Origin of the sequence: Bradyrhizobium sp. S3.2.6 (assembly GCF_040546885.1) — a bacterium.
In the GTDB taxonomy this organism is placed as follows: domain Bacteria; phylum Pseudomonadota; class Alphaproteobacteria; order Rhizobiales; family Xanthobacteraceae; genus Bradyrhizobium; species Bradyrhizobium cytisi.
In genome coordinates this window covers 1-12729 of the sequence record NZ_JBEPOS010000034.1, presented here as the reverse complement: position 1 = coordinate 12729, position 12729 = coordinate 1, and the positions used below count along the sequence as shown (strand labels likewise).

At 61.4% G+C, this 12729-nt stretch carries 9 protein-coding genes and 3 pseudogenes; 3 read left to right on the top strand and 9 right to left on the bottom strand.

The window, feature by feature from the left end; translation table 11 throughout:
* Positions 1-300 precede the first annotated feature (300 nt).
* Positions 301-1413, bottom strand: coding sequence for an alanine dehydrogenase (gene ald, locus ABID58_RS34735; RefSeq protein ID WP_085399958.1), 1113 nt, complete (start codon positions 1411-1413; stop codon positions 301-303).
* Between the two features lie 581 nt (positions 1414-1994).
* Here ald and ABID58_RS34730 point away from each other — a divergent pair.
* From ABID58_RS34730 to ABID58_RS34720, 3 genes are all read left to right on the top strand, one after another.
* Positions 1995-2717, top strand: a complete 723-nt coding sequence (locus ABID58_RS34730) for an autoinducer binding domain-containing protein (RefSeq protein ID WP_085399903.1) — start codon at positions 1995-1997, stop codon at positions 2715-2717.
* Between the two features lie 95 nt (positions 2718-2812).
* Positions 2813-3445: an acyl-homoserine-lactone synthase gene (locus ABID58_RS34725; RefSeq protein WP_354037405.1), complete on the top strand. Its 633-nt coding sequence runs from the start codon at positions 2813-2815 to the stop codon at positions 3443-3445.
* Between the two features lie 71 nt (positions 3446-3516).
* Positions 3517-4470: a LysR family transcriptional regulator gene (locus ABID58_RS34720; RefSeq protein ID WP_085399901.1), complete on the top strand. Its 954-nt coding sequence runs from the start codon at positions 3517-3519 to the stop codon at positions 4468-4470.
* On the opposite strand, the gene ABID58_RS34715 is transcribed toward ABID58_RS34720, so the two are convergent.
* The 8 genes and pseudogenes from ABID58_RS34715 to ABID58_RS34680 form a co-directional block, all read right to left on the bottom strand.
* On the bottom strand, positions 4443-4685 hold the full coding sequence (locus ABID58_RS34715) for a DUF2274 domain-containing protein (RefSeq protein WP_085399900.1): 243 nt from the start codon (positions 4683-4685) through the stop codon (positions 4443-4445). The genes ABID58_RS34720 and ABID58_RS34715 overlap by 28 nt on opposite strands.
* A 6-nt stretch (positions 4686-4691) precedes the next feature.
* On the bottom strand, positions 4692-5897 hold the full coding sequence (locus ABID58_RS34710; protein WP_354037404.1) for a TraB/TrbI/VirB10 family type IV secretion system protein: 1206 nt from the start codon (positions 5895-5897) through the stop codon (positions 4692-4694).
* The gene (trbG, locus tag ABID58_RS34705; protein ID WP_085399898.1) at positions 5894-6865 is read right to left on the bottom strand and encodes a P-type conjugative transfer protein TrbG; all 972 of its coding nucleotides are present in this window, start codon (positions 6863-6865) and stop codon (positions 5894-5896) included. The genes ABID58_RS34710 and trbG overlap by 4 nt, the downstream gene beginning before the upstream one ends.
* Before the next feature lie 2 nt (positions 6866-6867).
* A complete protein-coding gene (trbF, locus tag ABID58_RS34700) occupies positions 6868-7548 on the bottom strand; it encodes a conjugal transfer protein TrbF (protein WP_085399897.1) in 681 nt (226 codons plus the stop codon).
* Between the two features lie 51 nt (positions 7549-7599).
* A pseudogene (gene trbL, locus ABID58_RS34695) lies at positions 7600-8622 on the bottom strand (P-type conjugative transfer protein TrbL); the annotation flags it as partial.
* Positions 8619-9899, bottom strand: a pseudogene (locus ABID58_RS34690) (methylase); the annotation flags it as partial. The pseudogenes ABID58_RS34690 and trbL, both read right to left, overlap by 4 nt.
* Positions 9900-10082: 183 nt before the next feature.
* Positions 10083-12200: a ParB/RepB/Spo0J family partition protein gene (locus tag ABID58_RS34685; RefSeq protein ID WP_354037402.1), complete on the bottom strand. Its 2118-nt coding sequence runs from the start codon at positions 12198-12200 to the stop codon at positions 10083-10085.
* Between the two features lie 107 nt (positions 12201-12307).
* Positions 12308-12610: pseudogene (locus tag ABID58_RS34680) on the bottom strand (zincin-like metallopeptidase domain-containing protein); the annotation flags it as partial.
* Between the last annotated feature and the right edge of the window lie 119 nt (positions 12611-12729).

Below are 12729 nucleotides of genomic sequence, written 5' to 3'. Positions count from 1 at the left end.
AGCCACGGTGGGTCGCTGCTGCGATCGCTTGAATCTCGCTCGAGCAGTTGATGGCCTACTCAACAACCGAGGATCACGCCCGTAGGGAGTCTGCTTCTCTACAAAATGAGCGGAGGATCTTTCCTGCAAATGACCAAGGCAAACGGGCCCGCCATCGATCGCGGCGCCGGACGCTTACGTTTTCGTATTGCCCGGACAGCCTTAAGACTGAGCGGACTTGTAGCCGAAAAAAAAAGGGGCCACTCCGAAGGAGTGGCCCACCAAGTCTGGGAGGAACGCCCCCTAGGGAGCCTCTTGGGATCAGGCCGCAGCCTGTTCGATCGGTGAGAATGGCAGACCGAGACTCTCGGCCACAGCCTTATAGGTTAGCCGGCCCCGATAAACATTGAGGCCTGCACGCAGATGCGGATTTTCGAGCACGGCTGCAAATCCCTTGTTGGCGAGAGCCAAACCAAACGGCAGCGTGGCGTTATTCAGTGCCTGGCTTGAGGTAAGCGGGACGGCTCCCGGCATATTGGCCACGCAGTAATGAATGACGCCGTCGACTTCATAAGTTGGATCAGCGTGAGTCGTCGGACGCGATGTCTCGAAGCATCCGCCCTGATCGATAGCTACGTCCACGATCACGGAGCCTTTACGCATCGAGCTCAACATGCCGCGGCTGACAAGTTTCGGCGCGCTCGCGCCAGGAACGAGTACCGCGCCAATGACGACGTCCGCGGCAAATACCTCCTCCTCAACCGCATCTATTGTTGAGAACCTGGTACGAACGCGCCCTTCGAAGAGCTCATCCAGCTCGCGCAGGCGGGGTAGCGAACGGTCGAGGATTGTGACCTCAGCACCCAAGCCCGCCGCCATCCGTGCCGCATGCGTACCGACGACCCCGCCTCCGATCACCACGATACGGGCCGGCTGGACACCCGGCACGCCCCCGATCAACAGCCCCCGCCCGCCTGTATACCGCTTCAGAGCGCTACCTGCCGCCTCAATCGCAAGCCTGCCCGCGACCTCGCTCATCGGCGCAAGCAGCGGAAGCCCACCATGCGCATCGGTCACGGTTTCGTAGGCGATTGCAGTGCACCCAGATTTCATGAGGCCTTTGGCCTGCTCCGGATCTGGCGCCAGATGCAGATACGTGAAGAGGATCTGGTTCTCTCGTAGCTGCGCCCATTCGGACGGCTGGGGCTCCTTGACTTTTACGATCATCTCGCTCGATGCAAATACCTCGCGAGCGGAGTCCAAAATCGTTGCGCCGGCCTTGCGATAATTTTCATCTGTAGCGCCAATGCCAGCGCCGGCATTGGTTTCGACTAGCACGCTGTGGCCGGCGGCCACATATTCGCGGACGGCTCCGGGTGTCAGGCCAACGCGGTATTCGTGCGTCTTGATTTCCTTGGGAACACCGACCTTCATTTGCGAATCTCCTAACTGGACGACCTTTTCTAATCGGAAGAGCGGTGCAAACATGCGACGTACTTGGCCAAATGGCGCATAAATTCTGCGGTTTTTTGTACAAAACGCAGGATTCACAACAGGCGGTCGCTGGCAGATCGATCTGACAATTCTTATCGAGGTTAGTATCAATGCGCAGATCAGTCAGGCCGCACCCTCGAATCGATTGAGACCATCAAGCAAGACGGTCACGCGCGGGAAGCGCCGCTGGAAGGACGAAGGATACCACAGAGTAGCAGGAAGTACTGAACCTACGCCGATTTGGCCTCAAACACCCACCGTCCTGCCTATCGCCCATCAAAACGAAACTGCGATGCAATAGATCGGACCTCAGGAAGCTGTCTTCCTGCTTTTCGCCGCATTCACGGCGAAGCCTCCCGCAGCGGGCTAAGAACCGGGCCTGCATGGCCTCGCTGATCGAACCCGCAACTGACCGGCATTGATTGCCATGGCGGCGCAGGACTGCAAGGTTCTGTCAGTCAGCTCAGTAGATCCAGATGTGGCAAGTACCGATTACTAGGGACGCCGTTTGTTTATCCACGATGTATCGCGCTTTTCAAAAATTCGTCGATCGGCTGACCGAGGGCACCGACCGAAATGCTGCTCAGCAGAGCATGGCGGATATGGCCGCCGCGCTGAACCTGTCGTGCTTTGCATATCTTGCTCTGCCTCACGAACCCGGCGGTGCCCCCAATCTAATCTCGACATATCCCCCATCCTGGACGGCACACTATCTGCAGCACCATTATGAATCCTTCGATCCCGTGGTTCGCCGAGCGATAAGCCATACTCAACCGTTCCGATGGGGTCTTGGATTCGAACCGCGAGTTCGGTCGGAATCCGAGCGTGCACTATTTGAAGAAGCCGCCAAGTTCGGCATTCGGTGTGGATTCACGATTCCAATCCACGACAACAAAGGTGCGATCGCCGCCGTGACCTTTGCGTCCGACGAGCGGCGAATTTCTTTCGAGCGCTCTATAAGCGAGCACGCCCAAGTTCTGCGGCTAATCGCGATGTTCTTCCATGCGCACGCTGGACGCATGTTGGGGTCCGATCGCGTGGTCGATGGAGTGTTGTTGTCTCCTCGTGAGCTTGAATGTCTCGAATGGTCTTCTCACGGCAAGTCTGCTTGGGAGATCGGGAATATTCTCGGCATCTCGCGACGCACCGCTGCCTTTCATCTGGATAACGCACGAGCGAAGCTCGGCGTCCGTACGCTTCGCCAAGCAGTCGTGCGGCTCGTTGAATCAAAATCTCGAAGATAAGCGACCGCTCGTACATAAGCATGCTGTGCATCTGCACAGGATGCATTTGCGTCAGCTTCTGCTTTGATCGCCGATACAAAGCAGGGAGGACAGCAATGATGCTGCTCATCACACCAGACTACTATGGCGAGTTCGTCGACGAACTCGCTGAGATGCATCGATTGCGCTACCGCGTTTTCAAACAGCGTCTGCAATGGGATGTCCAGGTCGGCGGCGACATGGAGGTGGACGAGTTTGACGTACTTCGGCCAGTCCACTTGCTGCATCGCTCAGCGGATGGACGGATTCAGGGTTGCGTTCGACTTCTCCCGACGACCGGTCCAACTATGCTTAGGGACACTTTCCCAATTCTTCTGGACGAGCAGCCGGCGCCACGAACCGACCACATCTGGGAGAGCAGTCGCTTTGCTCTCGATGTTCCTCCGGATGCGCCGAAGGCGAGCGGTGGACTTGCTGCTGCCACGTACGAGCTCTTTGCGGGCATGGTCGAGTTCGGCCTTTCCATTCGTTTGACCGAAATCGTCACCGTCACTGACGCGCGCATGGAGCGCATTCTTCGGCGCGCCGGGTGGCCACTCCGCCCGATCGGCAAAGCACGACCTCTCGGAAACACTCTGGCCATGGCGGGCTATCTGGAGGTGTCGACTGATACCTTGGAGCGGATCCGCAATGCGGGTCGCATCTCAGGTCCGGTGCTCTGGGCTCCGGTCATGCGAGCAGCGGCCTAGGCCTTTGGAATCAAGCACACGGCGGCCCCAAGGTCCACATCGGGCGGCAAGCTTCTCGGTTAAGTCTCAAGATGAGCAATTTCCAACCAACAAGTCCATCCTTTCAAGGCATCAAAGCTCTCGAACTGAAGCACCTGCGATCTGCCGTCATCGCGGCCGATTGTGGCAGTATTCGTCAAGCCGCGGAGTTGCTGAGATTGCAACAGTCGAGCCTCAGCCGATCAATTCATCAGACTGAGCATTACCTGGGCTTTACGATCTTTGAGCGCTACAGCGGAGGTGTACGCCCGACGCGGGCTGGCCGCAGCGTTCTTCGCCTGGCAAGAACGATTTTGGAAGAATTCGACGCACTGGTAGCAACGGCAAACTCTGTTCGGACCAGCGAAACCGGTCGGCTGGCAGTCGGCTTCTGCACATCTCTTTCGGCAGGCAATCTGCAGGCCTCGTTGCTCGAGCTCAAGCAGCGATTCCCGCAAATTGAACTTGCGACCGTCGAACGATCTCGGACGCGGTTGGCAACGGCACTCCGCAACGGCGTGCTTGACATCCTGATCGTCACAGGGAGCCTGCCTCTATTGGAGAGCGAGACCATGTCGTTGTGGGGCGAGCGTGTTCTGGTTGTCCTACCCGAGGACCATCCGCTCACGGCGCGCGAGACTGTCTACTGGACCGACCTGCGCGGCGAGACGGTGCTGCTAAGCCACTACGATCCCGGGCGGGAGTTTGAAGACCTTTTGGTTTCGAAGCTCGTCTCACCTGAGGATCGTCCCAAAGTCGAGCGTCACGATGTCAGCCGCGGCATCATCAAGAGCCTGATCAGCATGAAGTCGGGAATCAGCCTGGTGCTCGAATCCGATCTTGGAGCCAATTTTGCCGGCTTGGTCTACCGGGAGCTGCGCGATGGCACCGGCCCGAGCCGGTTCGACTTTTCGGCCTATTGGCGTGCCGACAATGAAAACCCTGTCCTAGCTGCCTTCCTCAAGTTGCTCTCAGAGCGCTATCCCTCATCTCCGCTCGGACGCTGACGCGCCCGTCGAGCCTTCCGAAAACTTCTGTCCGCTGCCATGAACCGTGCCAACATGGGAGCGATAAGCTTGGCCGGCTCCCCGATCGGCTGTCCGCTCTCCTGTGCGAGGATTTCGGCGTACGCTGCGAGATCCCTGTGCACACTCGCCGGGAGTTCATGCGTAATCTTGATCGGCTTATCGTCTTCGAGCGCTCCAAGTTTAAGCTTAGCCATCGTACCTCACCCCCTATACCGTTCGAGCACCAGGTCGCGATTGACGATCACCCGAACCGGAAATCCCGGACGGATCGTCAAGGTCGGCTGGATATTGAGATTGCGGCGGACCACCTGCTGGCCCGTCTGGTTCATGGAGTCCCCCGCCCCGCGGCGAAGCGCAGCGATGAGGTCGCTGTTAGTGCTACCCGTATCCGATCCGGAATTCACCTCGGTGCCGACGGCGAGCAGCGTCGAAAGCGCAGCGGCCCCCAACAGCTCCTTCCAATGGTTGTCGACCTCATCCTCAAGCCCAGAGTAGCCCGCGGCATCTGCGCCCGGCTGCCGCTCCAGCACGATTGACCGCCCATTTGGCATGATGAGGCGCGTCCACACCAGGAGGACGCGCGATTGGCCAAATGCGACTTGGCTATCATACGTCCCGATCAACCGGGCTCCTTGCGGGATAAGGCGAGCTCGCCCGGTCGGGGAATCATATACCGCTTCTGTGACTTGGGCCGTGATCTGCCCAGGCAGGTCGGACCGAATCCCCGTGATAAGAGCAGCCGGAATGACCGTTCCCGCCTGGACCACAAAGGGAGAGACCGGTCTTGCCAGGCGATCGGGACTGATGGTTCGACGGTCAACGGAAGCGCTGACGAACGCAAGTTTTCGATCCTGGCCATTCTGAGCAAATGCTTCGTCGGATGATGGCGCTGCATTTGATGGGGCTTCACTTGGCGATGTGACAGAGGCCTGTGCGCGGACGTTCGTGCTGGCAAACACCTTGCTGGTGCGTGCCGCCTCGCTCTCCTGATTGACGCGCTGCTGTTCGGCGTCAACACCGAGCGGGCTCGGCGTCGACGCGCCCTGTGCTGCTACGATCGGCCGGCCAAGATCGCCGGGTAAAGGTGGTCCAAGACGCGGCACCTCCTTCGGGATCTCAGCATAATCCTTCGGCAAGGTTGCAAGCTGATCGGCGACATTGTGGTGGTCGGTCGCGTAAAGCTCCTCGGCGGCCGGCGTGCGCGATCGCTTCTCCTGCAGAGCCCAGAAGACCGCACCAGAGATGAGCACCAGCAGAAGGGCGCTGCCACCCGCAAGCACCTTGCGCGAGAGGCGCGTAACTTGCGGCCGTTCCGGTCGGAGCCGAAGGGTTTCGGCGATATCTTCCGGCGGCTTAACCCAAGGAGCGTCCTTGGGCGTGTCATTCGGCTGGCCAGTTTCTGTCATAGCGACCTCCCGTCGGTTCGGATGATCCTGACCTTCTGCTGGTGCTCCTCGCCCAACCTCAGTTCCGCGGCCGCGAAAAGCCGGTCGACGATCAGCACATTGCCGTAAGCGCGATAGTTGACGAGCTCGGTCTTGCCATCAGGCCCGATCACGAACAGCGGCGGCATCTCGCCCTGGCCGATGCCGGGCGAAAACTCGATGTAGACCTTGCGCCCATCGTCATAGGCATTGACAGGACGCCAGGGTGGGCTGTCTCCCTCGATGGCGTAGCGGTAACGGCGCTGCACCTGATCCGGGATGACGGGTGTGGGCGGCAGAGCTCGACCACGCGCGGTCCGGTCCTCCGGATAGAACCATGCGACCTGTGGCATGTAGGGCTTTTCCCGGGAGCGCAGTTCCATCAGGTAAGTGCGCCGGTCCGTGTTGACGACGAGATTGGTCTCGATCGCCGGTCGTGTCGGCTTCACCATGATGTGCACACGTCGCGTGTCGCCGCTGCCGCTCTCGGTGTCGCCGACCACCCAGCGGGCGGTGTCACCCGCGGCGACCGGTCCCGAGCCGATCAGCTGCTCGCCGGGCTCCAAGGCGATGTCGGTGATCTGCCCCGGCGCGGCATAGACCTGATAGAGAGCGCCCGGACTATACGAAAATACCTGCACCGCATTGAAGTAGCCAGCCTTTCGCGGCTGCACACGTGCGGCGTCATTCGCGGTCTCAATCCGCTCGACGGGCTCCTTGGCTTCCGCGTTCTTGCCGCCGCGCGCCGCCTTCCAGGCCGGTGGGACATGCAGCGGCCGCGGCCGATCGTCGGAAAGCGCCGGCAGATCTGGAGCTGGCGGGACATCGCTATCGTAACTGATTTGCGGCGGCTTGAACGTGGTGCACCCGCCAAGGGTGGACACACCAATAGCGAGAGCCAGAGCCAGGCTCGGGCGGACCCTGTGTGACGCAATGAGACCTGACAGCATGACTAGCCCAGCTCCTTCGACCAGTTGATGGCGTTGACATAGATGCCCAGCGGATTCTTGCGGAGGCGATCGAGATCGCGCGGCATCTCCACGATGATGCTAACGATCGCGCTCCACCGCTCGGTTGCGGCAAGCTGACCGTTGTCGTAGCGGCGTTCGACCCAGGCAAGGCGAAAACTCTCAGGGGACGCCCGGATGACGCTCGAGACCTCGATCGCAATCTGCGTCTTGCCGAGCTTGGCGAATGGATCGTTGTTGCGGGCGTAGTCGTTCAGTGCGGCCGCGCCGCGATCGGTTGTAAAGTCGTAGGCGCGGAGCCAGTTTTCGCGCAGGACGATGGCGTCCATCGGGAGGCCTCGCACATGCTCGATGAAGCGCGCCAGGTGAAAGGCTACTTGCGGATCGGTCGGTTGGTAGCTGGCATTTGCCGGAGCAACGGCTTTCGCTTCGCCCAATTGATCAACTTCGACCACCCAGGGCGTGATCGTCCCTTGAGCGGATTGCCAGACCAGGGAGCCGGCAAAGCCGGCTGATAAGAAGAGGCAGCCAAAGGCCATCAGGCGCCAGTTCTTGGCCTGCACGCGCGCAGACCCAATGCGATCATCCCAGACCTGGGCTGCGCGTTGATAGGGGGTGACGGCTTCTGGCGTGCGGCCATAGTGAACGGCCGATCGTTTGAACATTGCTAGACCTCAAGTGACGGGTGAGAAAACCGAATTGGTCGATCAGAAGAGTCAGCGGTCATGTTGGGAGAGGTCGACAGATCCGCCGCCGCCTCCGTGATCACCCGAACGGATCGCGTGGGTCGCCGCTGATGCGCCATGACTGATGGTCTGCGCTCTCTTCATGCGCCGAACCCAAGCGGGCGCACTGTCGGAAGCTCTCGAGTCGTCCCCTTCCCCCTTGCCGGCATTGCTCGCCGGTCCGCCAAGACCAGCTGCCACCGAACGCAAGGGACTTGCAGCCCCGGACGCGCTCGCCTCGGAGCCGGACTGACTCCCCGCCCGAAACACGCTCATGGTGCCGCTTGCAATCGCGCTTCCACCTCGTAGCGAGCCTGCAATCGCTCCGCCGGCGAGGCCGGCAGCGCCGGCCGCAAGGCCAGCGCCGGCCGCAACGACCCCACCGGCGGCAAGTCCCGTCCCAACGGCGCTGCCTGCGCCGAGCTGCGGGCCTCCGGAGACGATGCCGTTGGCAATCCCGGGTCCGAAAATGCCGAGGCCCAACAAGGCGAGCGCGCCCAGTACAAGCGCCATCGCGTTCTCGATGGTCGGCTGGTTGCCGCCGAAACCTGCCGTGAACTGCGAGAATAAGGTCGAGCCGATGCCGACGATGACGGCGAGGACCAATACCTTGACGCCGGAGGAGATGACGTTGCCCAGCACCCGTTCGGCCGCAAAGGCGGTCTTGCCGAACAGACCGAAAGGGAGCAGGACGAAACCTGCAAGCGTCGTCAGCTTGAACTCGATCAGCGTGACGAAGAGCTGGATGGCGAGAATAAAGAAGGCCAGAAGCACCACGATCCAGGCGAACAGCAGGACCGCGATCTGGACGAAATTTTCAAAAAAACTGACATACCCCATCAGCCCCGAGATCGAGTCCAGGATCGGACGGCCGGCATCGAGCCCCACCTGCGCGATGCGGCCTGGCCGCAAGAAATCTGCCGAGGACAGGCTCGTGCCCGAGGCTTTGAGGCCAAGACCGGCAAAGCTCTCGAAGACGATGCGCGCGAGGCTGTTCCAATTGCTGATCAGGTAGCCATCGCGGCGGACTGCACGACTTTGGTCGGATGCGCATGCGCGTCCGGAAAACGGATCGCCTGCAGTGCGTATTCCTCATACAACGCGTCGGTCAGTCGAGCGCCTTCCGGAGGCGTCCAGTCGACCGTCTCGTAGTGGAGCTCAACGCCCTCGGTCGCGCCATCTTTGGAAGTGGACGACGGCCGTGGCGCAAAGGCGCTGACCGGCCGCGACGTCGTGGGGCGCCTGATGGCGTCGACCATGACGGGGGTGGCAACGGGCAGCCTCGGGGGCACATGCTGGCTTACCCAGTCGAGCAACGTGGCGACATCGCCTGCCACGCCCAGCGATGCTGGAAAGATCTTCGGATCTGCGGCCGGCTTCTTGTCGATTACGAGCAGCCTCGTGTCCGTCTGCGTGCCGTGTTTCGCGTAGACCGCGCCATCGATGGAGGCAGAAAACACCACCCGCCCGCATTCCTGGAGGCGAACGAAGGCATCTCGCCATGCCGGATTGTCCGGCGCAAAGCTTGCGCCGGTGATAGCGACCAGACGCCCACCATCGCAAAGACGCGCCAAGGCTGAGGCGATGTGCCGGAAAGCCGCGTCCGCCATCCGTCGATCGACATTTGCTAGTGCCGAGAACGGCGGGTTCATCAAGACGACGCTCGGTACGACACCCGCATCGAGATGATCATCGATCTGGGCGGCGTCGAACCGCGTGACCTTAACGTTGGAAAACAATTGGTCGAGCAATTCTGCGCGAGTCTCGGCCAGCTCGTTCAATACCAAGCCGCCGCCGGCGAGTTCGGCAAAGATGGCGAGCAAGCCGGTCCCCGCGGACGGCTCCAGAACCCGATCGGACGGCGTGATGCCGGCCGCGGTGCATGCGGCAAGCCCAAGCGGGATCGGCGTCGAGAATTGTTGAAGGGCCTGGCTGTCCTCGGAGCGCCGCGTGTGGGTCGGCAGACAGCGCGCGATTCTCGCGAGCATCGGCAGCATCGCGGCCGTTGAGCCAGCCTTGGTCCGGATGGCCGGACCGAACTTGCGAAGGAACAGGACGGTTGCCGCCTCGCAGACGTCATAGGCGGTCTTCCAGTTCCAGACGCCAGAGGCGTCGGAAGCGTCGAAGGCAGCTTCCATGGCGCTACGCAGGACAGCGGCATCGATGCGACGGCCGCGCTCGAGATCAATCACGAGCTGTCGCGCGGCCCTGACGGCGGCGGAGGTGAGAGTTGCAGCGGCACGCATCGAGAGCGGCGCGGCGGCAGCGCCGCCGGCGAGAGATTCGGTCATGACAGGGTTCTTTCGGAGAGCGGGAACGGGTCGAACCATCAGGCGCTCTCCTTAAGACCCGACGGCTCAAACCCTTCCCGGCCCGACTCTCCCTCTCAGCCCTCGCCCATGAGAATGGGGACCGGCGCGACACACCGGTCCCCAGGCGATTGCCGGACGGCCGGAGCCGTCCCTTCAACGATGTCACTCAGCCGCGTCAAGCTGTTGCGGATCATCGTCGCCGGCGTTGTCCGGATCCTCGTCCCCGCCGAGGAATTCGGGCAGCGGACCCGCTTCACTCTCCTGCACCCCGGACGCCGCATTGGGATCGACCAGACGCAGCGGCTCCGGCAACCAGCCCGAACCATCGAGAAGACGCTCGGCCTCCTTGGCCATGTCGGCCTTCTTCAGGTGGTCGATCAATTGTGCGGAAGACTCGCCTCTTGCTTCCCGCACCGCCTCCAGAATGCGAGGCTTGGTGACCCGGCCGAGATAGTTGTCGACGGAGGGCTTCCACCCCGCTTGAACCATGTCGAGGCCGACAGCGCGCGCCAGCACATCGGCCTGGTCGAGCCGGGTACGGACGCCGTGGGCGGAGACGCGGCCCTGATTGTAGCGGTTGGCCGGCTCATGGACGGCGTTGACCGCAAATGACGCACAGTGAGCGAACAGGGATGCCTGTGCAGAGCCGTCGAGGGCTGTGAGCGCATTCCAGAGATCGTTCTCGCCCTTCGGCAACCGTGCTTTCCAGGATTCATGCCGCGCCTCGACGGCCTTCGCCGACGCGCTTTCCTTCAAGCCAGACGCTTGAGCTGGAAAGGCCGGCGTGCGAAGTCCGATCTCAAGGCAGCTGCCGGACGATGCGAACCGGTAAAAGGCCGTCAGCACGAAGTTGTGCAGCACCGCCTGGAATGCGATCGCAGGATTTTCTGCCAGCGCATCCCGCAACGCCAGCGTGCGATGCGCCGTCAGCTCGGTGATGAGGCGATCCGGCAGAGGTTTGGTCGCGTCCTCGTCATCATCTTCGGTATCAGTAGCGCCGCCCGCGACCGCAATGACCGTGCGCTGGATGGAAGCACCAGCCGCCTTCCCCTCGATCGACTGTGTGTCGGCGCCCTGCCCGACATCGGGCTCGGCTGCCGGCACGTCGTCCTCTGGCCGGACGTATCCCCGGTCTACCGAGAGGCGCCCTTCGGAATCGATGCTGACGAAGACGCCAGCGCGGCCGATCTCAGCCGGATCGTAAATCATCCGCCGGCCTTCGAACGCGACCAGTGCCGTCTCAATTTCGCCGAGACGCTGGTCGACCTCGTCGGGCAACTCGTCGGCATCCTGATAATCGGCTTCAAGCTTGGCCTGCTCGGCGTTCAGGGCGTCGATGGTGGCCTGCTCCTCGGGGGATAAATCGACGGGTTTGCCCTCGAGCTCGCGCAGGCCCTCCGTGTGGCCGTAGGGGAATTCGACGGCAACCGAAATCCACTTCCAGCCTTCGGCTGCAATCGTCTCCGCTTCGGCTTTGAGCTTTTCTGTCACGAGACGGTCGAGCAAGGCGACGTCCTGGAGCCAGCCGCCATGATCGTGCTCGAACAGATCCCGTAAAACGCCGCCACCAGCCCGCTCGTAGGCATCCAGACCAATGAACTGAACGCGGCCGTCAGATGCGCGTACGGTATTTTCAGTGAGCATTCGCCGGATCTGATAGGGTTCATCATAGCCGGATCGGCTGACGTTCTCCCAGACCTGCTCCTGCCTGGCGTGGTCGGCTGTAACAGAGAAGGCCATGAGTTGCTCGAGAGTCATGCCGTCCTCAGCATAGACGTCGTGCAGCTTTGGCGACACGGACGCCAGCCGGAGGCGTTGCTTCACGACGGCCGGCGTCACGAAGTGCCGGGCAGCGATATCCTCCTCGGACATGCCGGCGCCACTCAAGCTCTGGAAGGCTCGGAACTGATCGAGCGGATGAAGCGCGATCCGCTCATCATTCTCTGCAAGCGAGTCGTCTTCAGCGATGCCTCCCTCTCGCACGACGCAAGGAACCGGCTGCGTCTTAGTCATGCGCTTCTGCTTGACGAGAAGCTCCAGGGCGCGATAGCGCCGGCCGCCGGCCGGCACCTCGAACATGCCGGTCTCATTGCCTTCGGCGTCCACAACCGCCCGCACGTTGAGACTTTGCAGGAGCGTACGCTGCGCGATGCTTTCGGCGAGTTGTTCGATGGAAATGCCCGCCTTCACACGCCGGACGTTGGACTGGCTCAGCACCAGCTTGTTGAACGGAATGTCACGTGAGGGGGACAGCGTGATCTTTTGGACAGCCTTGGTCATGTCGATTCTCCACAACGGGCGGCCGGGAGCCTCTCTCTCGGCCTCCAACCCGTCGCGAAAAACGCCGCTCCCTCTCACTCTCTTGTTCGAGGCAACAGGTGAGATCTTCACGCGGCCTCCTCCGCTCTCTCGGTTGTCATGTCGACAACCACTTCCGGCAGGAATCCAAGGAGATAATCGGCAACCTTGCTGGCCTGCGAAGCAGCTCGCACGATCGCGCGATTGTCCTCGCGCAACACGTCAAGCCACGAGCCAATATAATCGGCGTGCCGCACCGTCGGCACGATACCAAGCGAAGCGCAACCGAACGCAGACGCGATTTCCGCAACCAACTCCTCAAAGGCATACTTCTTGGTACCAAAGCTGCCTGACAGGTCACGGTTGAGACGTGACGGATGGCCGCTGGCATGCCCCTTATGCCGATATCGGCATAACGGTCATAATGCCGCGATCCAGATTATGCCGCATGGCCTCTGTTGGAGGCTGGATATCCCGGTGTTGGCCATGCGGCTGTTCGGCATAATCAGAG